At 71.9% G+C, this 24021-nt stretch carries 26 protein-coding genes, 2 tRNA genes and 1 pseudogene; 8 read left to right on the forward strand and 21 right to left on the reverse strand.

The features are described from left to right. Nucleotides 1–3: 3 nt before the first annotated feature. The 9 genes from K8Z61_RS19320 to K8Z61_RS11440 form a co-directional block, all read right to left on the reverse strand. Nucleotides 4–1248 (reverse strand): CdaR family transcriptional regulator, encoded by a 1245-nt coding sequence (locus K8Z61_RS19320; protein WP_224129594.1) that lies wholly within the window; start codon nucleotides 1246–1248, stop codon nucleotides 4–6. 120 nt (nucleotides 1249–1368) lie between these two features. Next, a complete protein-coding gene (locus K8Z61_RS11405; protein WP_224129596.1) occupies nucleotides 1369–2157 on the reverse strand; it encodes a hypothetical protein in 789 nt (262 codons plus the stop codon). A 241-nt stretch (nucleotides 2158–2398) separates the two neighbouring features. After that, nucleotides 2399–2471 (reverse strand) — tRNA-Ala (locus K8Z61_RS11410). Between the two features lie 80 nt (nucleotides 2472–2551). Next, nucleotides 2552–3511: a hypothetical protein gene (locus K8Z61_RS11415; protein WP_224129598.1), complete on the reverse strand. Its 960-nt coding sequence runs from the start codon at nucleotides 3509–3511 to the stop codon at nucleotides 2552–2554. 176 nt (nucleotides 3512–3687) lie between these two features. Continuing rightward, nucleotides 3688–4335, reverse strand: a complete 648-nt coding sequence (locus K8Z61_RS11420) for a GNAT family protein (protein ID WP_308116775.1) — start codon at nucleotides 4333–4335, stop codon at nucleotides 3688–3690. Next, nucleotides 4332–4817 carry a molybdenum cofactor biosynthesis protein B gene (locus K8Z61_RS11425; protein ID WP_224129600.1) on the reverse strand — a complete coding sequence of 162 codons (486 nt, stop codon included), beginning with the start codon at nucleotides 4815–4817 and terminating at the stop codon, nucleotides 4332–4334. The genes K8Z61_RS11420 and K8Z61_RS11425 overlap by 4 nt, the downstream gene beginning before the upstream one ends. Next, on the reverse strand, nucleotides 4814–5251 hold the full coding sequence (gene moaC, locus K8Z61_RS11430; protein ID WP_374227951.1) for a cyclic pyranopterin monophosphate synthase MoaC: 438 nt from the start codon (nucleotides 5249–5251) through the stop codon (nucleotides 4814–4816). Before moaC ends, K8Z61_RS11425 begins: the two co-directional genes overlap by 4 nt. 41 nt (nucleotides 5252–5292) lie before the next feature. Further along, on the reverse strand, nucleotides 5293–6588 hold the full coding sequence (gene glp / locus K8Z61_RS11435; RefSeq protein ID WP_224129604.1) for a gephyrin-like molybdotransferase Glp: 1296 nt from the start codon (nucleotides 6586–6588) through the stop codon (nucleotides 5293–5295). A gap of 2 nt (nucleotides 6589–6590) precedes the next feature. After that, entirely contained in the window at nucleotides 6591–7967 is a 1377-nt protein-coding gene (locus tag K8Z61_RS11440; RefSeq protein WP_224129606.1) for a UTP--glucose-1-phosphate uridylyltransferase, read from the reverse strand. Between the two features lie 24 nt (nucleotides 7968–7991). Between K8Z61_RS11440 and K8Z61_RS11445 the strand changes: the two genes are divergently transcribed. After that, complete coding sequence (locus tag K8Z61_RS11445) at nucleotides 7992–8624, forward strand: 5-formyltetrahydrofolate cyclo-ligase (protein WP_224129608.1); 633 nt, start codon at nucleotides 7992–7994, stop codon at nucleotides 8622–8624. 46 nt (nucleotides 8625–8670) lie between these two features. Here the strand turns inward: K8Z61_RS11445 and K8Z61_RS11450 are convergent, their stop codons facing one another. After that, the gene (locus K8Z61_RS11450) at nucleotides 8671–11352 is read right to left on the reverse strand and encodes a penicillin acylase family protein (RefSeq protein ID WP_224129610.1); all 2682 of its coding nucleotides are present in this window, start codon (nucleotides 11350–11352) and stop codon (nucleotides 8671–8673) included. 101 nt (nucleotides 11353–11453) lie between these two features. Here K8Z61_RS11450 and K8Z61_RS11455 point away from each other — a divergent pair, with 101 nt between their 5' ends. The 4 genes from K8Z61_RS11455 to K8Z61_RS11470 all read left to right on the forward strand — a co-directional run bounded on the left by K8Z61_RS11455 (nucleotide 11454) and on the right by K8Z61_RS11470 (nucleotide 14052). Beyond that, nucleotides 11454–11792, forward strand: a complete 339-nt coding sequence (locus K8Z61_RS11455; protein ID WP_224129613.1) for an FmdB family zinc ribbon protein — start codon at nucleotides 11454–11456, stop codon at nucleotides 11790–11792. 78 nt (nucleotides 11793–11870) lie between these two features. Continuing rightward, nucleotides 11871–12545, forward strand: a complete 675-nt coding sequence (locus K8Z61_RS11460) for an SAF domain-containing protein (protein WP_224129615.1) — start codon at nucleotides 11871–11873, stop codon at nucleotides 12543–12545. 51 nt (nucleotides 12546–12596) lie between these two features. Beyond that, nucleotides 12597–12980 carry an MscL family protein gene (locus K8Z61_RS11465; protein WP_224129617.1) on the forward strand — a complete coding sequence of 128 codons (384 nt, stop codon included), beginning with the start codon at nucleotides 12597–12599 and terminating at the stop codon, nucleotides 12978–12980. A 28-nt stretch (nucleotides 12981–13008) separates the two neighbouring features. After that, nucleotides 13009–14052, forward strand: a complete 1044-nt coding sequence (locus K8Z61_RS11470; protein ID WP_224129619.1) for a hypothetical protein — start codon at nucleotides 13009–13011, stop codon at nucleotides 14050–14052. Nucleotides 14053–14056: 4 nt separating this feature from the next. Here K8Z61_RS11470 and K8Z61_RS11475 read toward each other — a convergent pair whose 3' ends face one another. Continuing rightward, entirely contained in the window at nucleotides 14057–14266 is a 210-nt protein-coding gene (locus tag K8Z61_RS11475; RefSeq protein ID WP_224129621.1) for a hypothetical protein, read from the reverse strand. Continuing rightward, a complete protein-coding gene (locus K8Z61_RS11480) occupies nucleotides 14263–15438 on the reverse strand; it encodes an LCP family protein (RefSeq protein ID WP_224129623.1) in 1176 nt (391 codons plus the stop codon). The genes K8Z61_RS11475 and K8Z61_RS11480 overlap by 4 nt, the downstream gene beginning before the upstream one ends. 140 nt (nucleotides 15439–15578) lie before the next feature. Between K8Z61_RS11480 and K8Z61_RS11485 the strand changes: the two genes are divergently transcribed. Together K8Z61_RS11485 and K8Z61_RS11490 are read left to right on the forward strand one after the other, a co-directional pair. After that, nucleotides 15579–15654, forward strand: a tRNA-Arg gene (locus K8Z61_RS11485). 178 nt (nucleotides 15655–15832) lie between these two features. Then, nucleotides 15833–16180, forward strand: a complete 348-nt coding sequence (locus K8Z61_RS11490; RefSeq protein WP_224129625.1) for a hypothetical protein — start codon at nucleotides 15833–15835, stop codon at nucleotides 16178–16180. Between the two features lie 45 nt (nucleotides 16181–16225). On the opposite strand, the pseudogene K8Z61_RS19485 reads toward K8Z61_RS11490, so the two are convergent. The 9 genes and pseudogenes from K8Z61_RS19485 to K8Z61_RS11530 form a co-directional block, all read right to left on the reverse strand. Further along, nucleotides 16226–17278, reverse strand: a pseudogene (locus K8Z61_RS19485) (recombinase family protein); the annotation flags it as partial. Beyond that, nucleotides 17275–17862 (reverse strand): ImmA/IrrE family metallo-endopeptidase, encoded by a 588-nt coding sequence (locus tag K8Z61_RS11500; RefSeq protein ID WP_224129627.1) that lies wholly within the window; start codon nucleotides 17860–17862, stop codon nucleotides 17275–17277. The pseudogene K8Z61_RS19485 and the gene K8Z61_RS11500, both read right to left, overlap by 4 nt. A gap of 16 nt (nucleotides 17863–17878) precedes the next feature. Then, nucleotides 17879–18268 (reverse strand): helix-turn-helix domain-containing protein, encoded by a 390-nt coding sequence (locus K8Z61_RS11505; protein ID WP_224129629.1) that lies wholly within the window; start codon nucleotides 18266–18268, stop codon nucleotides 17879–17881. An 84-nt stretch (nucleotides 18269–18352) separates the two neighbouring features. Then, nucleotides 18353–18778, reverse strand: a complete 426-nt coding sequence (locus K8Z61_RS11510) for a WhiB family transcriptional regulator (RefSeq protein ID WP_224129631.1) — start codon at nucleotides 18776–18778, stop codon at nucleotides 18353–18355. Between the two features lie 73 nt (nucleotides 18779–18851). Continuing rightward, complete coding sequence (locus K8Z61_RS11515) at nucleotides 18852–19661, reverse strand: replication-relaxation family protein (protein WP_224129633.1); 810 nt, start codon at nucleotides 19659–19661, stop codon at nucleotides 18852–18854. 97 nt (nucleotides 19662–19758) lie between these two features. Continuing rightward, nucleotides 19759–22050: a type IV secretory system conjugative DNA transfer family protein gene (locus K8Z61_RS11520; RefSeq protein WP_224129635.1), complete on the reverse strand. Its 2292-nt coding sequence runs from the start codon at nucleotides 22048–22050 to the stop codon at nucleotides 19759–19761. Nucleotides 22051–22277: 227 nt separating this feature from the next. After that, complete coding sequence (locus K8Z61_RS18960) at nucleotides 22278–22412, reverse strand: hypothetical protein (protein WP_263430964.1); 135 nt, start codon at nucleotides 22410–22412, stop codon at nucleotides 22278–22280. 229 nt (nucleotides 22413–22641) lie between these two features. Continuing rightward, entirely contained in the window at nucleotides 22642–22830 is a 189-nt protein-coding gene (locus tag K8Z61_RS11525; protein WP_224129637.1) for a hypothetical protein, read from the reverse strand. Between the two features lie 9 nt (nucleotides 22831–22839). Beyond that, on the reverse strand, nucleotides 22840–23169 hold the full coding sequence (locus K8Z61_RS11530; protein ID WP_224129639.1) for a hypothetical protein: 330 nt from the start codon (nucleotides 23167–23169) through the stop codon (nucleotides 22840–22842). Nucleotides 23170–23441: 272 nt separating this feature from the next. Between K8Z61_RS11530 and K8Z61_RS11535 the strand changes: the two genes are divergently transcribed. Beyond that, nucleotides 23442–23993 (forward strand): hypothetical protein, encoded by a 552-nt coding sequence (locus K8Z61_RS11535; RefSeq protein WP_224129641.1) that lies wholly within the window; start codon nucleotides 23442–23444, stop codon nucleotides 23991–23993. Nucleotides 23994–24021 lie beyond the last annotated feature (28 nt).

A 24021-nucleotide genomic window follows, 5' to 3' on the forward strand; every position in this document is an offset into this window, starting at 1 on the left:
GGCTCAGGCCGCGCCGGCGTCGGCCCGCAGGCGGTGGGCCTCCGCGGCGAGGTGCAGGTGCACCACGTCGGCCGGACGGCGCAGGTCGCGTCCGGTCAGCGTGGCCAGCTTGCTGAGGCGGTAGCGCACGGTGTTCGCGTGGCAGTGGAGCGCCGCGCCCGCCCGCTCGGCCGACCCGTCGGCGTCGAACCAGGCCACGAACGTCTCGAGCAGGCGCTCGGCCTCGCCCGCGGGCAGCGGCGCGAGGGCGCCGGCGAGGTCGGCGCGGAGGTCGTCGGCCAGCGTCGGCGCGCCGAGCAGCAGCCCCGCGACGCGGGCGTCGTCGTAGGCCGTCACCCGGCCCGGCGCCGCGGCGTCGCGGGCCAGCCGCGCCTCCGTCACCCCGGCGGGGACGTCGGCCAGCGTCGGGTGGACCCGGCTGACGCCGACCCGGCGTCCGGCGAGCGGGACGTCGCCGAGCGCGACGAGGGCCGCGGCCAACGTCCCGCGGGCGCCCGGCGCGAGGGTCGCCAGACCGAGGTCGCCGTCGGCCTCGGTGCGCCAGGCGGAGCGGACGCCGAGGCCGGCGAGCACGGACTCCGGCGTGGGTCCGCTGCCGGCTCCCCCGTCGGCGCCGGGGTCGGCCTCGGCGTGATCGGCGGCGATCACGGCGAACGGGCCGCCGAGCGGCAGGCCCAGCACGTCGGCCATCTCGGCCAGCGTGCGACCCTGCGGCGGCGCGCCGGTGAGCACGGCCGTCAGCGCGGACTCCCGCAGGCGGGCGTCACGACGCAGCTGCTCGACCTCGACCTCGCGGTAGGCGGCGGCGAGCTCCTGGGAGTAGAGGTCGAGGGCCGTCCACAGCCGCTCGCCGGAGGCCAGCAGCGCGCGGGCGGCGTCGGGGTCGGGGCCGCACAGCTCGACGAGCTCGTTCCACACGCTCAGCACCCCGAGGCGGTAGGCGTGGAGCACCGGCGGCAGCGGCACCCCCTGGGCCGCGCGGACGCGTCCGGTGTGCCGCGGCGGGGCGAGCGGGGTGCCGTCCTCGGAGATGAGCGACTGGACGATGCCGACCAGGTTCGGCCGCACCGACTCGGCGAGCTGCTCCGGCGTGACCGCGGTGCGGTAGACGGCCTCGGCGTCGCGGATCTGGGCGCAGACCCGGGCCGTGAGGCCGTCGAGGTCGTCGAGCACGCGCCGGCAGGCGGCGACGACGCGGGGGTCGGTCGGCCGGGCACGCCCGTCCGACCGCGGAGGGGAGGCGGTCACCTCCCCACCCTGCCACACCCGCTGTGACGACCGTCACCGGCGGCGTCGGACCGAGAGCCCCTGCGGACGAGCACGAGCCCCGGCCGGTCGGCCGGGGCTCGTGGACGGAGCGGAGCGGGGTCAGCGCGAGACGGGCAGACCCGGCAGCCCGGGCGCACCGGTCGGGACGGGCACCGACGGGGCGCCTCCGCCGAGCATGCCGATGAGGCCGTCGACGGCGTCGGTGACCGTCGAGACGGCGGTGCGGACCGGGCCGGTCAGGGGCGTGGTCGCGCCGCCCGAGCCGCTGTCGAGGGCGTCGGCGACGGTCTCGACGACCGGGTCGAGCGCGCTGCCGAGCGGGCCCTTGGTGGCCGAGGGGCTCGGGCTCGGCGCGGTGGTCGGCGTCGGCTCGGCCGACGGGCTCGGCGCGGCTGGCTCGGTGACGGGCGAGGACGGGGCCTCGGACGGCTCGTCGCCGTCGCCGACCTGGATGACCGGACCGGGAGCGTTGGGGTCGTCGCGCTGCTCGTCGCCGAAGCCGCGGGTGCCGGTGGACCCCGTGAGCGTGAGGCCCTGCGGCAGCGCGGCGGCCGACGGGCTGGGGTCGTCGAGGCCGTCGATGAGCCCGTCGATGAGCGTCGGGCCGTCGTCGGTGGCGTCGGCGCTGGGCTCCGCGGCGGGCGCGGCGGCCGGCGTCGGGTCGTCGTCACCGAGCAGGTGCACCCCACCGGCGACGGCGCCGCCGAGCAGCAGCACCGCAGCGGCGACGAGGAGGGGCGTGCGGACGCGGTGCCGGGCGGCCTCGGCCGCCGCGGCCTCGCCCGCAGGCTCCTCGACGGGGGCGGCGTCGGCGGCGACGGGGGCCGCGGCCACCTCGGCGTCGAGCGCCTCGGGCGCGCTCTCGTCGGACTTCTTCCTGCCGAACATGAGGACTCCTGCTGTTCCGGGGGGAGGGAGCGGGCATGCCCTCGCGGGCATGCTCCGGCGTCGAGTCTGGGCCATCGGACGTGACGGCGCCGAGCGTATCGGGCGGTCCGTCTGTGACGGTCATCTCGGGTCGCTCGCGGGCACCACCGGTCCAGACGGGTGCGAGGCGACGACGCCCCCGGACGCAGCGATCCCGCCCGGGGAGCCGGACGGGATCGGGGTGGGCCCTGCCGGGCCTCGGTGGAGCTGAGGGGATTCGAACCCCTGACCTTCTCGATGCGAACGAGACGCGCTACCAACTGCGCCACAGCCCCAGTGCGCCTCGCGGCGCGTCGGGAAGGCTAGCACCCGCGGCGACCGGTTCCGAATCCGGCCGGGCTGCGGGCGGGAGGCCTCAGGAGCCGGTCGCGCGGCCGCCCTCGTCGCTGCGGCGGACGTCGCGGCGACGCTGCTCGTCGGCCTCGCGGGCGATCGACGCGTCGGCCTCGGTGCGGCCCGACGTCCACACGCCGGTGGAGTCGAGGTCGATGGTGCGCACGCTGCGACGCACGGCCGCGGGCTTGGCGACGTAGGTCGGCAGGGTGACCGGCACGGGGTCCCAGAGGCCGGGCGCGGTGACCGGTCCGTCGACCACAGCGGCGTCGACCGGAGCGGACTCGCTGACGACGGGCACCTCGGAGGTCAGGTCGGGGTCGAGGTCGGCGAGGGAGGCGTCCTCGACGGCGGTGGCCGCGGCCTCGGCCAGCGACGGCCGCGACCGGACGCGCTCGGCTGCGGACCGTGCGGGACGCCGCACGGCGCCGAGGCCCCGCTCCTGGCGCACCATCAGGCGGCACGCGACCAGCCAGGCGATCAGCAGGGCGATCGGCGCGCTCGTCCACGCCCACCCGACGACGCCCGCAGCGGCCAGGGCGACGACGGCGAGGAGCAGACCGGTCAGGGTGCCGAGCACGCGGCGGCGGCGCTGCGCCGCACGACGGGCCGCCTCCCGGCGGACGGCCGGCGGGACGCGGCGGGCCACGGGCTCCGCCCGGCGCTGCTCGTCGGCGGCCGGGGCGGCCGCGGCGGCCGCGGCGGCGGGGCTGGTGGCGGGGCTGGTGGCGGCGGTCGGCGCGGCGACGCGCGGGGCGGGCGCCTGGACGGCGGGCGCCTCCGGCGTGCGTCCCGGCGTCACGACCAGACGGGCGCGGCCGCGGTCGGTGGGCTCGCGGCGGGCGAGCACGCGCATGGTGGTCGAGAAGCGGTCGATCGAGCGGCTGCGGTGGACGTCCTCGTGATACCGGAGCGCCTTCGGCACCAGGTAGGCCGCCCACGCGACGGCCAGGGCGACGAAGATCAGTCCGCTCAGGTCCACGGCCGCAGCCTAGGAGCGCGACGAGGGCGTGAGGCGGATGTCAACCCGTGTGTCGCATATTGCTCGTGTGACGGACACGTTCCGATCAGGACGGGCGAAGTCGATCGATGACAGGCGAAGTTTCGCCCGTCATCGATCGGTTTCCCCGGTCGACCGGGGAAACCGACGGTCCTCGCTCACCCCGGATCCCGCACCAGCCGCTCGCACAGCCCGAGCGGCACCTCCTCCTTGGTGACGGCGAAGAGCCGGTGGTCGCGCCAGCCGCCGTCGATGTGCAGGAAGCGTGGGGCGTAGCCGATCTCGGGGATCCGCAGCTTCTCCACGACCCGCAGCGAGTTGGAGTTCTCGGGGCGGATGGCGATCTCGATGCGGTGCAGGCGAGCGGAGGTGAAGCAGTGGTCGATCACGAGCGCCACCGCGCGGGGCATGACGCCGCGGCCGGCGGCGTCCCGGTCGATCCAGTAGCCGATCGAGGCGAACTGGGCCGAGCCGCGCACCACGTTGTTGACGGTGACCTGGCCGACGAACCGGCCGTCGAGGTCGATCGCGAAGGGGTAGGTGCGGCCGGCGCGCGCCTGGGCGCGCAGGCGACGCACGAGCGCGCGGAACGTCGTCGGACGCGGGTCGCTGCCGGGCGGCACGGTGGCGTCCCAGGGCGTCAGCCAGGCGGCGTTGCGGGCCCGGGCGCGCTGCCACGGCCCGGCGTCGGAGCCGCGCAGCGGCCGGACGACGACGTCGGGGTCGCCGGGCGGCGCGACGTCGAGGTCACGCCAGCGCAGGGTCGCCGGCCACGCCTGGCTCAGCCGGCCGGCGGCACCGCTCAATGGTCGCTCCCGACGATCTGCTCCAGCGCGTGGCGCAGCACGGGCTCGAGCACCGCGAGGGCGTCCTTCACGCCGCCCCGCGAGCCGGGCAGGTTCACGACGAGCGCGTCGCCGGCGACGCCGGCGAGGCCGCGGGAGAGCACGGCGGTCGGGACGCCTTTCGCGACGCCGTGCGCGCGGATCGCCTCGGCCAGGCCGGGCACCTCGCGGTCGAGCAGCGGGCGGGTCGCCTCGGGCGTGCGGTCGGTGGGCGTCAGGCCGGTGCCGCCGGTGGTGAGGACGACCCGGGCCCCGGCCGCGAGCGCGGCGGCGATCGCGTCGCCCACCGGGTCGCCGTCGGGCACGACGGCGGGCGCGTCGACCTCGAGGCCCTGGGCCTGCAGGAAGTCGACGATCAGCGGGCCGGTGGCGTCCTCGTAGACGCCCGCGGCGGCGCGGTTGGAGGCCACGACGACGGCCCCGCGCGGCGACCCGGCGCTCACGGCAGGTCCGCCCGCGTCCAGTCGCCGGAGCGGCCGCCGGACTTCGCCTCGACCCGCACGTCGGTGATCACCGCGCCCTTGTCGACCGCCTTGACCATGTCGATCACGGTGAGCGCGGCGACGGTGACGCTGGTGAGCGCCTCCATCTCCACCCCGGTGCGGTCGGCGGTGCGCACGGTCGCGGAGATCTCCACGGCGTCGTCGGCCACGTGCAGCTCGACCTCGACGCCGGAGATCGCCAGCGGATGGCACAGCGGGACGAGGGCCGGCGTCTGCTTGGCGGCCATGATGCCGGCGATCCGGGCGACGGCGAGCGCGTCGCCCTTCGGCACGCCCTCGCCGCGCAGCAGCGCCACGACCTGGGGCGAGACGAGCACGCGCCCCGACGCGGTGGCGGTGCGGGCGGTCACCTGCTTGCCCGAGACGTCGACCATGCGCGCCGCTCCCGAGGCGTCGACGTGGGTCAGCCGGTCGCTCACGACGCACCCCCGTCTCGGGAGGCGGGCGCCCACGACGGCAGCGGGATCACGTCGACCTCCGCGCCGTCCTCGACCGAGGTGAGCTCCTCCGGGACGACGATCAGCGCGTCGGCGTGGGCGAGGAAGCCCATCAGGTGCGAGCCGGCGCCGCCGACCGGCGTCACCGTGCCGTCGGCAGCGAGGCGCCCGCGCAGCAGCTGGCGGCGTCCGGCGGGCGAGCCCACCGCCCCGACCAGCCGGGCGCGCACGGTGGGGGTGGTCAGCGCGTCGTCGGGCAGTCCGAGCTGACGGCGCAGCGCGGGCTTGGCGAAGACCTCGAAGGACAGGTACGACGAGACCGGGTTGCCCGGGAGCGTCAGGATCGGCACCGACCGCGGCGCGTCGCCGTCGGTGCCCGAGCGATCGAGCAGCAGGCCGAAGCCCTGCGGCTTGCCCGGCTGCATCGCCACCGGCCCGAACCACACCTCGCCGTCGGCGGGGTCGAGCGCGCGCAGCGCCGCCTTGACGACGTCGAAGTCGCCCATCGAGACGCCACCGGAGGTGACGACGAGGTCGACCCGCGGCAGCAGCCGCTGCAGCGCCGGCCAGAGCCCGTCGACGTCGTCGTCGAGCCGGCCGACGTGCACCGGCTCGACGCCGGCCTCGAGCGCGGCGGCGGCCAGCAGCGTGGAGTTGGAGTCGTAGATCGCGTCGGGGCCCAGCGACTCGCCGGGCGCGCGCAGCTCCGCACCGGTGGAGACCACCGCGACCCGCGGCCGCGGGTGCACCCGCGCCGTCGGGCGTCCGATCGCCGCGAGCAGCCCCAGGTGGCGCGAGGTCAGCCGGGTGCCGGCCTCGAGCAGCAGCGCCCCGCGGGCGACGTCGTCGCCGACCGGCCGCACGTGGGCGCCGGCCTGCGGCGTCTGTCGCACCTGCACCGTCTCGGCGCCGGCGTCGGTCCACTCGTAGGGGACGACCGCGTCCGCGCCCGGCGGCAGCGGCGCGCCGGTCATGATCTTGACCGCCGTGCCCGCCTCGACGACCGCCTCCGCGCCGGCGCCCGCGCCGATCGAGCCCCGCACCGGCAGCGCCACGGGGGCGTCGTCGGCCGCGCCGACGAGGTCGGCGGCGCGCACCGCGTAGCCGTCCATCGAGGAGTTCGCGAAGGACGGCAGGTCGAGGTCGGCGTGCACGGCCTCGGCCAGCACCAGACCGTGGGCCTGGAGCAGCGGCACGTCGCGCGGCGGCAGCGGCGCGACGGCGTCGAGGATGCGGCGCAGGTGCGCCTCGAGGGGGACGGCGGCGTCGGGCACGCTCAGCCCTCCAGCACGGTCTGGGGATCGAGGCGGGTGGTGGAGCCGGTGCGCACGGCGGCGTCGCCGCGCACCGCCACGCCCTTGCCGAAGACGACGTCGCCCTCGACCCGCAGCGAGGACGCCTCCTTGAGCGACGGCGCGCCCTCGGGGAAGCGCTTGTCGAACTCGCCGACGAGCTTGTAGTAGCGGGCGTCGAGGTCGACGAACGGCACCGCCGGGGCCACCTGGTCGAGCACGAAGTCCTCGCCGATCGCGTAGACGTCCGAGCGCAGCACGAGGAGGTCGTTGGTGGTCTTGACCGGGACGAACCGGTCACGGCCGACCTCGATCAGCGTGGCGCCCTCGAAGACCTCGATCGCGGCGCCCATCGCGGTCTCGATCTGGATCACCTCGGGGCTGGAGGCGTCGCCCGGGTCGACCGTCTTGACGTTGCGGATGAGCGGGAGGCCGAGGATGCCGTCGCGCTGGTCGAGCAGGTCCTTCATGGCGCGCAGGTCGAACCACAGGTTGTTCGTCGAGCAGTAGGCGTGCCGGCTGAGGTCGGCCAGCGCCGCCTTGTCCTCCGGCAGGGTCTGCGCGGTCTCGCGCAGCACGATCCGGCCATCGGCCTTGCGCCGGGCGAAGTGGCCGCCCTTGACGTCGGACGGCGTCCGCCGGACCGCCTCGATCGCGAACGGCGCGCCGGAGGAGGCGAACCAGCCCGCCACGCGGGCGTCCGGCGTCGCGCCGAGGTTGTCGGAGTTGGAGACGAAGACGCGCTCGTACCCGGCCTCCAGCAGGGCGTCGAGGAGCCCCGTGCCGCGCAGCGCGGTGTAGAGGTCGCCGTGGCCCGGCGGACACCACTCGAGCTCGGGGTCCTGGGGCCAGCTGACGGGCGTGAGGTCGGAGGCGAGGAGCTTGGGCTCCTTGTTCTGCAGGAACTCCAGCGGCAGGCCCGCGACCGGCAGGTCGGTGTAGCGCGCCAGCGCGGCCATGGTGTCGCCGCTGGTGCGGAAGGAGTTCATCAGGATCAGCGGCAGCGGGGCGTCGTAGCGCTCGCGCAGGTGCAGCACCTGGCGGGCGATGATGTCGAGGAACGACAGCCCGCGCCGCACGCACAGCAGCGACTTCGCGCGGTCCATGCCCATCGAGGTGCCCAGGCCGCCGTTGAGCTTGATCACCGCGGTCGTGCGGATGGCGGCGGCCGCGACGTCGTCGGGCACGTCGACGTCGGCCAGGGAGTCCATGCCGACCGGATCGATGCTCGACTCGGGGATCATCCCGGTCTCGCCGTGCTCGAGGAGCCGGTGGTAGTGGGCGAAGGTCTCGATCGCGACGTCGTCGATGCCGGCCGTGCGCATCTTCTCGCGTGCCTGCTGCAACCCGGGGGAGGTCATGTCGGCCAGCCTAGGCTGACCCGCGTGTGCGCGTCGCAGGCCCCGGGCAACTCGGCGGGAGACGCCGCGCACGCGACACCGCGCACGGCGAAGGCGGAGCTGCGCGATCGGCTCCTCGCGGCCCGGCGCGACCGCCCCCCGGCCGAGCGGGCGCAGGCGGCCCGGTCCGTCGCCGCGCATGCGCTCGCCGCGCCCGAGGTGCGCCGGGCGACCACCGTGGCCGCCTACGTCGGCGTGGGCGCCGAGGTCGGCACCGCCGCGCTGCTCGCTGGCCTGCGCGCCGCGGGCGTCCGGGTGCTCCTGCCGCTGCTGCGGCCCGACGCCGACCTCGACTGGGCGGTCCTCACCCGCGAGGAGGACCTGCGCCCGGCGTCCCGGGGGCTGCGGGAGCCCGAGGGCCCACCGCTGGGGCTCGAGGCGATCGCCACGGCCGACGTCGTGCTCGTGCCAGGCCTCGCGGTCGACGACGCCGGGCGGCGGCTGGGGCGCGGCGGCGGCTCCTACGACCGCGCCCTCGCACGCGTGCCCGTCGGCACCCCGGTGTGGGTCCTCCTGCACGACGACGAGGTGGGCGTGCCCGTGCCGGTGGAGCCGCACGACCGTCCGGTCACCGGGGCCCTCACGCCGTCCGGCCTGGTGCGCCTGCCCCGCCGGTGAGCGGGGGGCCAGGTCGCTCGGCGGTCGGCGGCCCGGGTCCGCCGACTCAGCCGTCGGCGCCGGGCACCAGCCGCAGCCGGTCGCGGGCCGCGGCGTCGACGGCCGGCCGACCGAAGGCCCACGGCAGCGTCTCGCCGCGCGCCCACAGGTCGGTCTGGTCGGTGTAGTGCGCGCTGAACGGGTGCCCGGAGACGCCGGTGAGGCTGATCCACCGGGACGCGTCGAGGTCGGCCAGCGAGACGACCATCCGCATCGACGGCGCCGTGGTCACCGCGTACGGCCGCGCCGAGGACGACGCGGCGTCCCACGAGGCGGCGTCGACCGCCGAGGTGCCCCCGCCGACGAACCACGGACCGCGGTTCACCAGCGCCTCGACCGGCGCGATCCCGCTCTCCCCCAGGGTCGGCGAGCGCAGGTCGAGCCGGTGCACCCGGCCCCACGTCCAGCCGGAGAGGTCGCGCGACATCAGCCGGGTCAGCTCGTCGCGGCCCTGCAGGAGCGCGGCGCGCAGCACGTCGTCGCGGGTCTCGCGGACGGTGGGCGTCGTGACGTCGTCCCAGAACGGGTCGTCGGGGCGCTCCAGCAGCGACTCCATCACCGCGTACCAGCGCTGACCGCCGTCGGGCCACAGGTCGCGGGGCAGCTCGTCGTGGAACGTGCGGGCCAGCAGCGCGCGCCACACGGCGTTGAAGTAGGCCGCGGCCGCGCTCTGCGGACCGTCGGCCGGCTGGGTGAGGTCCCAGCCCTCCAGCAGGCGCTGCGCGTCGCGGTAGAAGGGGTCGGACAGCGGCACCCGCAGCAGCCGCGGGACGAGCGTGGCCGCGATCGGGTTGCGGGAGTCGAGCTGCAGCGCGGCGAGGTCGTCGACGCCCACCCGGCCGCCGTCGGCCAGCATGCTGCTCAGGCGGTCGCGGATGCGCTGGGAGCGGTAGCCGCGGTCCCAGTCGCGGGTGAGCAGGTAGGGGTAGTCGCGGCCGACGACCGCCTGGTTGGCGGTGACGACCAGGCCCTCCCGCGGGTCGAGCACCGAGGGCAGGGCGTCGAACGGGACGTACCCGCGCCACTCGTTCTCCGGACGCCAGCCCGCGACCGGCAGCCGCCCGTCGCCCGACACGCGGATCGGCACGCGGCCCGGCGCCTGGTAGCCGATGTGGCCCCGCCGGTCGGCGTAGACCAGGTTCTGCGCCGGCACGGCGAACGACGCCGCCGCGGCGCGGAAGGAGCGCCAGTCGGTGGCGAGGTCGAGGTCGAGGATCGCGTCGGCCGTCGGCGCGGGGTCCAGCGCGGTCCAGCGCAGGGCGACGCCGGTGCCCTCGCCGAGGCGTCCCTCGGCGGACGCGGCGGCTCCGACGCGACCGCCCCGACCGGCCGTCGTCGCGCGGGCGGCGAGGTCGTCGCCCGCGGCCAGGCCGGCGTCCGGGAGGTCGGAGAGCAGCGGGCCGTGCCGGGTCGCGCGGACGGTGAGCCGCTCGTCGGCCTGCCCGCGCACGCGGATCGTCTCGGTGCGCACCGTGAGCGGGCGCAGCCGGCCGTCGTCGAGCCACCGCCGCCCGCGCAGCCGCTCGACGTAGAGGTCGGTGACGTCGGCGCCGAGGTTGGTGAAGCCCCAGGCGATGTCGGCGTTGTGGCCGATCAGCACCCCGGGGACGCCGGAGAAGGTGAAGCCTGCGACGTCGAGGGGGCACGAGGTCGACACGGTGCGGCAGTGCAGGCCCATCTGCATCCACACCCCCGGCAGGCCGACGCCGAGGTGGGGGTCGTCGGCGAGGATCGGACGCCCGGTGACCGTGTGCCGGCCGGCGACCACCCAGCTGTTCGAGCCGACGCCGTCGCCGCGCCCCAGCCAGGCCGGCGCCGCGGTCAGCGCCCGACCGGTGCGGCGCAGCGCGGCCACCTGGGCGGCGTCGAAGGCCGGACGCAGGGGCTTGCGGGTGCCGCCCGCGCGGGCGTCCTGCTGGTAGACCCCGTCGACCACCGCGCCCTGGGTGACGATCGGCGCGTGCCGCCGCTCGTCGTAGGGCGGGAAGAGCTGTGCGGCGCGGCGCGGGCCGACCGCGGCGATGCTGAGCGCGCGGTCGATCTCGTCGTCGAGGTTGCCCCGCAGGTCCCAGGCCATGGCCTTGAGCCAGGCCAGCGAGTCGACCGGCGACCAGTCCTCGGGCCGGTACCGCAAGCCGCCGGCGGCGAGCACCGCGTACTCGACCCCGAGGCGGGTCGTCCCGCGGCTGTGCAGGTAGGCGTTGACGCCGCGGGCGTAGGCCTCCAGGAACGCGCGAGTGTCGGGACGCACCAGCGCCAGCTCGCGCTCGGCGACCCGGCGCCAGCCGAGGGTGCGCACGAGCCGGTCGGACGGCAGCGCCTCGGGCCCGAACAGCTCGGCGAGCCGGCCGGCGGTGGCGTGCCGGCGCACGTCCATCTCGAAGAAGCGCTCCTGGGCGTGCACGAAGCCCTGGGCCGCCGCGAGGTCGGCCACGGAGTCGCCGTAGAGCTGCGGGATGCCGTGCGCGTCGCGCACGACCTCGACCTCGGCGCCGAGGCCCGGCAGGGTCAGCGTCCCGTCGACCTGCGGAAGGGGACGCCGGGCGACGACCGTCCCGCCGATCGCCGCGGCGATCAGCACGAGGACCAGCGCGACGCTCCCCCAGGCGCCGAGCCGCAGCGGTCGCGGCAGCGCCCGGAAGGCCTCGAGCCGGGCACGGACGGACGGGCGGCGGGACGCGTCGGTCATGGTGCGGCCATGGTGCCACCCGGCTCGGACGTCCCGTAGAATTGGCACTCGCGCCATCCGAGTGCCAGGCGCACGCCACTCCGATCTGCCGAGGGACCCGCATGCCCACCTACCAGTACGCCTGCACCGAGTGCGACCACGCGTTCGAGCAGGTCCAGAAGTTCTCCGACGACGCCCTCACCGAGTGCCCCCAGTGCCACGGCCGGCTCCGCAAGGTGTTCAACGCGGTCGGCGTGGTGTTCAAGGGCTCCGGCTTCTACCGCACCGACTCGCGCTCGGGCTCCTCCACCTCGTCGACCTCGTCGACCTCGTCGACCTCGTCCAGCGCGAGCGCGTCGTCCGGCGGCACGGGCTCCTCGGGCGACTCCGGCTCCGGCAGCTCGACCAGCACGAGCACCGGCAGCACATCGGGGCCCTCGACGAGCTCCTCGGCGTCCTGACCGCGCCGGCGCCCGCGCGTCCGGCGCCCTGTGGAGGGCCCGCACGGACGGCACCGCGGTCGGCCTAGCGTCGCGGGCATGTCCCTCGAGCAGGCCTTCCCGACCGTCGTCACCGGCTCGCGACGCCTGCGGCGCGCGGTGCGCGCCCGCCGCCGGCTGATCGGCGTCCTGCTGCTCGGCGCCGCCGCCGCGCTGTCGCTGCGGCTCCTCCAGCCGCCCGCGACGCCCACCGAGCCGGTGCTGGTGGCGGCCCGTCCGCTGGCCGCTGGCCAGGAGGTCTCCCCCGGCGACGTCCGCGTGGCGCGCTACGCCGTCGGCACCGCGCCCGCCGACGCCGTCGCCGGCGCCGCGCCGGTCCTCGGACGCCGGGTCGCGAGCGCCGTCGGGCCCGGGGAGCCCGTCACGCCGCTGCGGCTGCTGGGCGCCGAGGTGACTCCCCGGACGCCGGGCCGGGTGGCCCTGCCGGTGCGCCTGCCCGACGCCGCGCTGGTCGAGCTGCTGCACCCGGGCGAGCGGATCGACCTGCTCGCCACCGGCTCGACCTCCGCCGCCGCCGGGTCGACCGTGGACGAGGACGCCGACGCCGCCGTGGTGGCGCGCGACGTCGTCGTCCTGGCCGTGCCGCCGGCCTCGACGACCGCGGTCTCCGACGCGCCCGGGCGTCCGGTGGTGCTCGACGTCGCCGCCGACGACGTGCCCCGCATCGCCGCCGCCGCGGCCCGCCTCCTGCTCGGCTACGCCTGGAGTGACTAGCGTGCGGGGCGTCCCCGAAACCCGAGTCCCGAACCCCACGAGGAGCACCCCATGCTCGGCGGCTTCAAGAGCTTCATCCTGCGCGGCAACCTGGTCGACCTGGCCGTCGCGGTCATCATCGGCACCGCGTTCGGCACGGTCGTCACCGCGTTCACGGCGTGGCTGACGGCGAAGATCCCGAGCGCCGGGTCGGTCTTCGCCGACGCGAAGTCCGGCAGCCTCGGCTTCTTCCTCAACGCGGTGATCTCCTTCGTCATCCTGGCGGCGGTCGTCTACTTCTTCGTCGTGCTGCCCTACACGCGGGTCAAGGAGCGCTACTTCCCGAGCGCTCCGCCGGGAACCCCCGAGGACGTCCAGCTGCTCCGCGAGATCCGCGACCTCCTCCTCGCGCAGCAGGGTGGTGCCGCCGGCACCGGCACCGGCAAGCACGTCTGATCCGGGCGGCGTCGCCTACGGTCGGGGCATGACTCCCCCCACCGCCCGCGCCGAGGAGCTCGCCCGGCGGCTCCTGGACGCGCAGGTCGCCCACCACGTCGAGCGGCTCACCGGCGACACGCTGACCGTCGAGGTCCGCGCGCTCGCCACGGAGCTGCTCGCGGCGGCCGAGGCCCATCCGATCGCCGACGTGGTCGACGTCGAGGCGGTCGCCGACGTCGTCGAGCGCGCCCTGGCCACCGTGCCGCCGAGCGCCGCCGTCAGCGGGGTGATCGAGATGGCCACGACCCTGGTGCTCGACGGGCCCGAGCGGCCCCACGCCGTCGGCGCGCTCGTCGACCGGCCGCAGGTGGAGCGGATCGTCGACGCCGTGCTCGCGCTGCACCCGCTCGTCGAGCAGCGCCTCGACCGGCTCGCCGAGGCCCCGACGGTCGGCGTCGTGGCGTCCCGCTTCATGGGCCGCATCGTCGGCGAGGTCCTCGAGGCCAACAAGGCCGTGGCCGGCAAGGTGCCGGGCCTGGGGTCTCTGGTCAGCCTCGGCACGGGGGCCGCGACGAAGGTGATCGGCGCGGCCGACAAGCAGCTCGACGGCCTGCTGGGCGACGCCGCCGGACGCGGGGGCGCGCTGGCCGTGCGGCGCCTCAACCGGATCCTGGTCGAGACCCTGCGCGACCCCGCGACCCGCGACGCCGTCCTGCAGGTGTGGGACCTCGTCGCCGCCGAGCGGGTCGCCGGCGTCGACGACCCGGACGCCCGCACGCGCCTGGTCGCGGTGGTCGACGCCGCGCACGAGGCGGTCGTGGTCGCGGCCGGCACCCCGGAGGCGGCCGCCCTGGGGCGCACCGTCGTCGAGGCGTTCTTCGAGCGGTTCGGCGGCTACACCGGTCCCGAGCTCCTCGACGAGCTCGACCTCGACCGCGACGCGCTGCTCGACGACGTCGAGCGCCTGGCGCCGCCCGTCGTCCGGGCGCTGCACGACTCCGGCGCGCTGGAGCGGCTGCTGCGTGCGCGGCTGGCGCCCTTCCACGCCGATCCCGCGACGCTGGCCCTGCTGGAGGACGCGCTCGGCTAGGCCGTCAGACGGGGCCGTGGTGCGGGGGCACCTGCTCGCGCAGCCAGGCGTCGGCGTCGCGCGGGGCGGCCGCGTCGCGGGGGTCGCGCTCGTCCGAGGTGGTGGCCGGCTCGACGTCCCCGAAGACCTCGGCGAGGCGGCGGCGACGTCGCCACTCGGCATCCCGCTGGGCGGAGGGCTGCTCCGGCTGCTCCGGCTGCTCGGCGTCGCTCACGTGCACAGCCCGGCCGACTTCAGCGCCTGCGTCTGGGCGGTCGTGCGCTTCGCCCTCTTCGTCGCGGACGAGCCGTCGGGCACGTCGGCGGCGCTGATGGCGTCCTTGGTGGCGCTCGCGGTGAGCGGCTCGTCGTCCTTGACCCGCTGCCAGACGCCGTCGGCGGCGGGCGTCCACACGAGGTGGTTGGGGTTCTGCGGGTCGACGGTGTTGGGGATCGTCGTGAACTTCACCTCGCCGAGCCCGATGCCCGCGACGGTCGAGCCGAGGTCGGCGATCTTGAGCAGGTCGCCGAGGCCGCGGTCGAGGGTCAGCGACTTGGTCGCCGCCTGCAGGAAGCCGAGCAGCCGGTCGGGGCGGGCGAGGGTGCCGGCGGAGACCACCGAGCGCACCATCGAGGCGATGAACGCCTGCTGGCGCTTCATCCGGCCGACGTCGGAGCCGTCGCCGACGGCGTGCCGCTCGCGGACGTAGTCGAGCGCCTGCTCGCCCTTCAGCACCTGGGTGCCGGGGTCGAAGTAGATGCCGCGGCGGCGGTCGTCGATCACCTGCGGGATGCACACCTGCACCCCGCCGATCGCGTCGACCATGCCGCGGAAGCCGCGGAAGTCGACGACGACGAAGTGGTCGACGCGGATGCCGGTGAGGCTCTCGAACTGCGCGACCGTGCACGCCGGGCCGCCGATGCCGAAGGCGGCGTTCCACATCTGGTAGGTCGCGGGCGGCACCACCTGGCCGGCGAGGCTCTTGCAGGCGGGCCGGTCGACCATGGAGTCGCGCGGGATCGAGATGCCGTAGGCGCGCTTCCGGTCACCCGAGACGTGCAGCAGGATCGTGGTGTCGGAGCGCTGGCCACCGCCGACCTGCTTGTCGACCGCGTTGCCGACGCCGTCGCGGGTGTCGGAGCCCATCACCAGGATGTTCAGCGGCTCCTGCGGGCCGGTGGCCGGCGCCTTCGTGGGCCGCGGCCCGACGATCTGCTGGTCGATGTCGACGAGCGTCAGGTTGGCGTTGAGGTCGCGGTAGACGTACGCGGTGCCGAGCCCGGCGACCAGCGCGAGCGCCAGGAGGGTGACCAGGACGCCGAGGCCGACCGAGTGCCGACGCCGTCGCCGTGCCCGGCGCTTGCCGCGCACGGGGGCGCGGCGGGAGGGGGCGTCGGACGGGCTCACGGGGCGCCATTCTGGGAGACGTTCCTGAGCGTCTCCAAAGCGACGGGCTCGGCGACGGCGGCGGATCGGGCGGCCCGGCTGCCGTCCGGAGGCGCCACGCGGGCTAGGCTCCGACCGGCCGGGCCCGTCGGGACGGCCGCGCCCCAGTAGCTCAGTGGATAGAGCAGCCGCCTCCTAAGCGAAAGGTCGCCAGTTCGACTCTGGCCTGGGGCACCAACACCGACTCTTTCAAACTGGCGCCGTTGCGCCTTTTTTCAAACTTCGACCGCGTCTCGACTCGCCGATAGACCTCCTGGTCGATCGCGGTCGTGAGCTGATCGCCCTCGGCGATCTCGCGAAGCGTCGCGTAGGGCTCGTTGAGCTGACCGTCGGTTGCGAGATCTCGCACGTAGAGGTGACTGAAGAGCGCCTGGTTGAGCGTGCGCCGCTCCCTCGGCCGCGCCTGCTCATAGGCGGCACCCATGTTCTCGATGAGATCCAAGGCGCAGCGCAGGTTCTCGCGAACCTTCTCTTGGCTAACTTCCATGGTGCTGAGCCGCTGCTCAGCGCTCGCGCGCTGACGCCCGAGCCGCTCCTGCTCGCTAGCGAGCAGGTCCAACGGCACGGCACCCGCGTAGTGAGCTTGCAGCAGCTTGGCTTGCTGGTCCTTCACCGTGCGCAACTGCGTCAGCAGCGTCTGGCGCTCGCCCTCCTGCACGGCCGCGACCTTGTCGAGCACCGCAGTCAACCTGGCTTCGACTGACTTTCGAGCAACCGCCGACAACTGCACCGACTTGTAGAACGCAACGACCTCGGACTCGACATCACTGATCAGCACAGCCTTCGCGGTGCAGTCGTTGCGCTTCTGATGCCGGCTGCCACAGACGAAGTAGGGATAGACCGTGCCGTAGTTGTTCTTGGCATGAGTGATGATCAAGCGAGCGCCACACGAGCCGCAGAAGACACTGGACTTGAGGTAGTGGTTGTGAGAGCGCTCCTTCTCACCCGTCCGCTTTAGCTTGAGCATCTCTTGCACCTTGTGCCAGGTCGCCTCGTCGATGAGCGGCTCATGACGACCGGGGTACTCGACCCCCTGCCAGACGACGACACCTCGGTAGTAGGGCGACCGAAGCATCTGGTGAACTTGACTCACCGCCAGTGGCTTGCTCGGCCGCTTCGCAGAGGGACGCGAGGCGAGGCCCCGATCTGCAAGCTCGGCCGTCAGCCGATTCAGGGACCACTGGCCAGTCGCGTAGGCCTCGAATGCCCAGCGAATATGAGGGCCACGCTCCGGATCGACCTCGACCGTGCGCACTTCGCGGCCCTCTGCCGAGATGATCCGTGTGTTGCGATAGCCGATCTTCGCCATGCCGACGGTGCCGCCACCCTTGGCCTTCTGGCTCATCCCCTTGAGCACCTCAGTCGCCAGGTTGCGGCTGTAGTACTCGGCGAACGAGCTCATGATCCCGTGCAGCAACATGCCGTTGGGCGTCTCGTCGATGTTCTCGGTTGCCGACACGAGTGCCGCTCCGGCGGCCTGAATCGCGAGATTGATCTCGACGTCGTCGACTCGGTTTCGCGCGAGCCGGTCGACCTTGTGGACGATCACGTAGTCGACTGGTTGCCGCGAGATGAAGTCGAGTAGCGTCTGCAGCTGTGGGCGGTCGGCCGACCGTGCTGACTCGCCGCGATCGACAAATTCAGCAACGATCGATGCGCCAAGTGACTCCGCCTTGCGAGCGTTCGCTTCCCGCTGCGCGGGGATGGAGTACCCCTCGGGATCACCTTCGCGGTCAGCTTGCTCCTTCGTGCTGACGCGCAGGTAAGACACGGCGCGAGTCGGCCCACCCGCCTCACTCATGCCGCCACCGTTCTAGCGGATGTCAGCCGGCCGTCCGCGCGAAAGTAGTCGGCGATCGGACGCCGGTCATCTCCGATGAGGCCCAGGAAGATCAGGCGGTTATGCATGGCTTCGACGCTGACCTTGAACAGGCCGGCCAGGGCCTCCTCGTCCTGTATGCCACTTGCGTAGGCGCGCTTGACCCAGGTGCGCGGCATCAGAAAGCAGGCGGCGAAGTAGTTGCAGACCAGCTCGATCTGTTGGTCGTGCTTCGTCTGGTCACCGCGGCCAAGGTGCTTGTAGGCGACCTTGTACGACGGGTGGTCGAGGACATGCTTGAACTCGTGCGCCAGCGTGAAGCGACGCCGCCCGGTCGGACCATCTCGGTTGACGACGATCAGCCACCGACCGTCGGCCCACTGCGAGAAGCCCGCCAGGCTCGGCATCCGGTGGCGGGGCTCCATACGGACCTCGATCTTCGGCAGCTCAGTCAGACGCGCGACGTCGACCGCCGGCCCCGTGATACCGAGACACTCGATCAACTTCGCGGCCTGAAGCTCGGCGACCTGATATGCCTCCGACAGCGTCAAGGTGCGCTGCGGCATCAAGCCGCGAACGTCTCTAGTGATGTTTGCTCGTTCCATGGTTCCCCTCCTCTCGGTTACTCCCCGTCGCCTTGTAGCGGGCGACGATCGCTTCAATCTGCTGCTTGGCCTCGGCTACGGCGTCTTCCGGCAGGTCGTACTCAGCGCGTAGTAGTGCCTCCACGCTCGGCAGATCCGTCGGCGTTGGCAGGCCGGCGACCAGGAACAGGTCACTGGTCCGCAGCTCCAGAACAGGAGCGAGACGCATCAGCACAGCCGGCGCCGGCTTCTTCACTTCGTCGCGCATCAACCGAGCCACGATCGTGAGCTGTACGTCAGCGGCCTCTGCCAACTGGCGCAGACTGAGGCCTGCGTCCTGACGGGCGGCTTCCAGGTATCGCCCAAGGGTCATATCGTTCTCGGACATGGTGATGGTCCTCCGTCTACTAGCTCCAGTGTACAACGCCTGTACACATTTGTGTACGTAGAATCGACAACATCTGCTGCCGACTCATCGCTCGATGCCTTCGTCGAGCTCAACGAGCGTCTGTTCAGTTGTCTCAGCCGCGTCCGGCCGCGGTAACCACTGAGGTCGAGGCCGCCGAGGCGCCTTCTCCAGCGCACCGGTTTCGAACGCCAGCCAACTTCGGGCCCGCCTCACCTCGTGCGCGCTCAGGCCGGCGATCACGCCGCGCGTCGGCGGCGCGGGGCCGTGCAGGGCGTTCTGCAGACACTCGGGGGCGACCACGCAGCGCGCGCAGATGTTCTGCGCTGCCTTGCGCCGCACCACATCGCGCTGGAAGTTGATGTCGAAGAACTTGTGCGCGACGAGTGGGTTCAACTCCAGGCAGGCCGCGCCGTCGAGGTTCCTGGCTCCGTAGGCCCCAAGTTCGAGCTCCCCCGTGCGGGGAGAACCGTCGTGGTTAGCGCTAGGCATCACCGGCCTTCAGATCCGGATTTCTCATGAGTGCTCCTTTCGTTAGGTTGCATGCGACTGGACGGTTCGACACTCATTCATCGAACGCCGCCAGCAGAGTGACGACCGCTCGACCGCTAAGGCAGACTGTGAACAGATCAGTCGCCGGGTAGGGCAGCCGACGAAGTAGCGTCGTAACGGCCTCCAGGCGGCCGTCTGACGTCACGACCAAGACCACGCGAGGCACGGTCCCACTCGGGCCACCGAGGCCGCGGGCGACGAAGCCGAGATAGTTCCGGAGCTTGCGCTCAAGCGCAGGCAACGACTCTGAGCCGAGGTCGATTTCGACCCACCAGTGCATGGTGAGGCTTGCCGATTGCAGCCGCAGGTAGGCGTCGGGCTTCAGGTAGTTCCCGAGGCCATCGGGCATCCAACTGGCAGGCTCGGTGACGTACGTGGCGAGCTGGTAGTCGGGATGGCGGCGCAGGGCAAGGACAAGGTCCGCAGCAAGCTGGCTGGTCGCGATCGTGTGGGCCGTGAACCGGTCGGTGTATGGCCTTGTTGGCCGAGCAGCAGCGGGAAGGGCAATGGCATGGCCGGCTGCAGTCAGTCGGTAGATGCCGCTGGCAGAACCTTTTGCGCTTCCCCCGACGCGGCGATCAACAAGCTCGAGCAGATTCCAGTCAACGAGGCGACGCAGTACGCGGCCGCGCACGACAGGGAGGCTCGACGGACTGAGATCGTCGAAGGCCAACTGCTCAAGCTGTTGGCCGGTAGCCAGCCTGAGGCGGGCAACCCAGTCGAGGACCAAACGGTCACGCTCTGACAGCCTCGACTCCAGCCACTGGCGGCGGTTGGCGGAGATTCGGTGCGCACTCATGCAGTGGCCTCCGAAGGCGGCCACTCTTTCGGCAGCCTTGCAGGGCCGTCTCCGCAGGTCAGCTGCGCTACGACCTCAAGCGCGAGATGAACGCTGATCTGAACAGCGAGAAGAACGTCGGTCACGATTCGCCTCTACGCGTCTCTCGACCGAAGCTCCGACCGGGCCGACTCCATCTGTCTCGGGCCGATCGAGCTGACATCGCGGCTTCGATATCGGATCGCGCCATCCCGTAGCGGGCAGCAGCCTCCGTTGCCAGGCGCCTTGGATCGGTGATCGCGGCAGGCAAGGGGAGAGTGGTGCCAGTGACCGGCATGAGCGTTTGGCCACCGACGGAGGGGCGGATCGCCACCTCGAAGGCCTGGAGCCCTTGTAGGTCATCCTTCGTCAGCGGACTGAAGCGCCGCTCAAGGATCCGGGCGTCGTCGTAGTCGACGGCGAACGCAAGCTGGGTTCGGACCGTTCCGAGGATGGCGGTTCGGACAGCGTCTGACAGCTGCGCGACATATTGGTTGGCGAGTGTAATGCCGAGCCCATAGCCGCGGGCTTGAGCCAGCATGTCGGCAATCGCGAGCGGCAATCGGACGATGTCTTGAGCCTCGTCGATCACCGCGAAGGCGGGCCTTCGCTGATCGGCCGGTACCGCAGCGCGAGTAAGCGTTGCCTGCCACAGCGCGGCCACGCTGAGCGCCCCGAGGAGACTGGTGGTCTCAGCGCCGAGCTGACCTTTATCCAGCGCCAGCAGGATCGTCCGGCGCTCCGTGAAGATGTCGGTGATGTCGATGCCATCGCTCTGTCCGAGCATGAGGCGAATCGCTGTGCGACTAGTGAAGGCGTCAAGCTTGTTGAGGGTCGGACCAATGACCTGGGCACGCTCACCGTCACTCATCGCGTCATAGCGCTGCCAGAACAACGCGAGATCCGCGGGCAGGGTTGCTCGACTGAGCAGATCACGGCGAAAGGCCGCGTTCGTGAGGAGCGGGCTCAACTCCACCAGGGTGTACTGCTCGTCGCCGGGCGCTCGCGCAAGTGTCAGCGTGCTGAGTCCGGAGCGCATGACCCAGTCAGTGCGCGGCCCCCAGAATCCGTGCCACAGCTCTCTGAAGATGTGGACCACGTTGTCGACGACGAGTTCCCGGCTGGACTCGGACCCAAGGTGCTGCAGCACGTTCAGACCGACAACCTGACGACGATTGCTTGGGTCGATGACGACGATCCGCTCCTCGTCGGCAGGACGCACGCGGGCCAGGATGTCCCGCACGAGATCACCCTTGACGTCGATCACGAAGGTGCCGCGCTGCTGCTCGATATCTTGGAGCACTGCATTCGCGAGGAGCCAGCTCTTCCCAGATCCGGTGGGCCCTACGTAATAGGCGTGCCGAAGGCGATCGACGGTCGACAGCGCGAGGGGACGTCCCTCTTGTCCCGGGTAGTTGCTGTGCGCTAGCACGAGACCGCGCCGAGGCAGAGACGCTGGGGCAGGCAGCTGCCGAGCAGCTCCGCGGCTCACACCAGGGATGACTAAGCCCCCGACCGGCAAGCCCGCGATGCCCGCCACCTCCTTGGCGTTCAGGAGCAGCGGCCAGCGCACGAGCGGCAGCCGCAGTCCCTGGAGTCGGGCAGCGGAAACACGGCTCGGCGCGTACCGGCGCACCAGCCGAACTCCGGGCGCATTGAGAGTCTGGAAGCTGCTCCAGCTGCGGCTGATGAGCCTATGCGCGGTCGCGGGGCTTGGGCCCGTAACGCCCATCCGCAGACTCGCCAACAGGAGTGGCGCCTCGTACTTCCTTCGAAGCTGGCTGACCGCCTCCGCGTCGATCGGCGCCTCACCCTCGATGAGCCACGTCAGCCGCTGCGTGTGAGCACTGGATGGCGCTTGCTTGACCGGACTCGGCGTTCCCGCGGAGGTGATGACGAGCTGACTGACGAGGCCGTAGCCGGCCGGCATCGGCTGCAAGCTCGATAGGAAGGCGTCAGTTGCAACCTGAGTCCGATCGACGGCAAGTGGACGACTGCGGCTGGTAATCGCCAGTTCGAGGCACTCCCGCATCCGCGGCCGCCGGTAGTCCTGGAGTTCCTGAATGCGGACGCCTGGCAGGGTGGCTTGCAAGCTGGCGAGGAGTGCTGACTCGTTCTGCGGCGCGAGGAGCAGCACGTGAGCCACACCGCGGCTCGTGCTCACGGTCTCAATGACCAGTGGAGGAAGCGGTAGAAGCGACCAGTTCGGTCGGTGGGTGATGGCGCTCGCCGCGGTGAAGAACGCAGTGAGATCGTCCACCGACGCGCCAACAGGCAGCGTGATGCGGAATGCCTTCAGGCATTGACGCCAAGAAGCTGCCTCAAGGTGCCGCGCGAACACCACGGCGCCGGCCATAGCGAGGCCGGCGCCGAGGAGCACGAGCGGAAGCGTCACGCTGCGTCTCCGGTTGCGGCACCCTCCGACTTCTCCTTCGCCTCCCGCGCGATCTGGCGTTCAACCATCGCCAGGATCACCTGAGCGAGGAGGCCAGTATCCACCTCGTCTCGCAGCGTCCCGATGATCCGAATTCGACGATTTCCCATGCTGCCTTCCTCCTTACCCCTACTTCTTCTTGTACACATTTGTGTACATCTCTGCAATGTTTTATGCACAACGGGGCGCTAGCGCCGGAAGAGCAGGCTGAAGATGAAGCTCAGCACCACCAGCACGATGAGCGATGGCAGCAGGGGCGCGAGCAGCTCGAAAGCCACCCGCGCCCCTGCGGCGACCGCGAGCACGATGAGCAGAGCGCTCATCACAGAACCCGGCAGCGCCGGCCCGCGGTTGTTCATCTCTAGCTGCGGCGCTCGCGCACCGAATCCCGCATCGCTGCGAGCGTCGCCCGCGTCACCTGCTCCATGCGGCGCTCTGCGTCCAGACGTCGAGCGAGGATCTCGCTTCGCGGCCTTCCGCGCCCCACTCGCCACCCCACCAGGACGCCCACCGCCAGGAAGTTCATCGCGATCCCGACGACTACGGCGGCGCTCACGACGAACCGCCGAGGCTGTCGTCGATCAGGTCATCCAGAGTTGCACTGACGCCGCGCAGCAACTCCTCGGCGAGCGAGCCCGCTTCCGGGAAGAGGGCCAGGAACCGCGACGCCTTCTCCTTGATCTCCTCAACCAGCCCGTCGCAGCCCACCGAGGCCGGCAGGTAGTAGATGACGGCGTCCATGACGTCGATCTACTTCCGGCGCATCTCGCGACGGGCGTCCTCGATGACCTCGAGAGCCATGAGCACGTGGTTGTCGGCCAGAACCGCCAACCGACCAGCCAGCTCCGGAGCCTGCTGCTCCAACTGCTTGTGCATGCCGTTCACCCGCGCCACCGCCATCATGGCAGCGCCGGTCAGGTACGACAGCTGCTCGACCTTCTCGGCCGCGACATCGGTCTCGTCGGCAACCCGTGCCCGCCGGACCTGGGCCACGGTCGCACTGCGCTCGATGGAACGAGCAGCCCGACGGTTGTCGCGCGAGATGACGCCACCTGACGAATACGGGACAATGTCGCTCACTTGGCCACCTCCCCAGCGTTCACGATCGGCATGTCCGGGTGGTCCAAGCCCCACTCGGGACTGAACCAGAAGCAGTCTCGTTCGATGTATTCGTCGGGCTCCATGGCATTCTCACCTCTCTAGCCGGAAGCAACGGTCGTTGCTCGCCCTCCAAGATTGAGATCAAGCACCCTTCCAATTCATCCCCGCAAAATGGGAAATATTCCCATTTCGTGGAGTTGAAACGGGATTCAGTCTTGACATATGTGCGAAACTGTTCAAACATGAGTTAGTTGGACCAGTTTTCAAACCACCAGCCTGGAGAGTTCAAGCATCCGCCTGCTGAGCGGTCTCCTTTCAGGCTGGAAATGCTCAGCCAGCAACACATACTGGCACTCGGACGTGCCGTGATGCTGAACAGAGATGCGGAGTTAGACGCGACCCGAACAGAACGCTCAGGTCCCGACTATTTCGTTCGCAGCGTTATCGTCTCCCAATACCTCGTCGACGCTTTTCGCTCCGATCTGCGGCGCTACCTGACCCGAGATCTGGACACCGGCCTGTCGTTCTACCTTTCCACGCTGCGCGGACACGAGGACGAACATGAAAACATCTTAGCGATGATGGTGGATTGCACGCCCGCGTTCTTTCCCGACTTGGATGATGCGAAAAAGCGAGGTAGATCGATCTTGTCGCGCGCGCAGACTGACGAGTTGCTCGCAGTGCTTGCTGAGGTCGAGAGAGATGCCAGCTTCGTTCAGGACGATGCCCTAATCATGATGCACCGGCTGTTCGACGGCGAGGTGCTGGAGTCCGACCAGATCGCTCGCTACAAGACGGACTAGATTTGATGGGGTCGGCGCTGGCACTCTC

It is taken from the genome of Nocardioides sp. TRM66260-LWL, from assembly GCF_020075545.1.
Lineage (GTDB): Bacteria > Actinomycetota > Actinomycetes > Propionibacteriales > Nocardioidaceae > Nocardioides.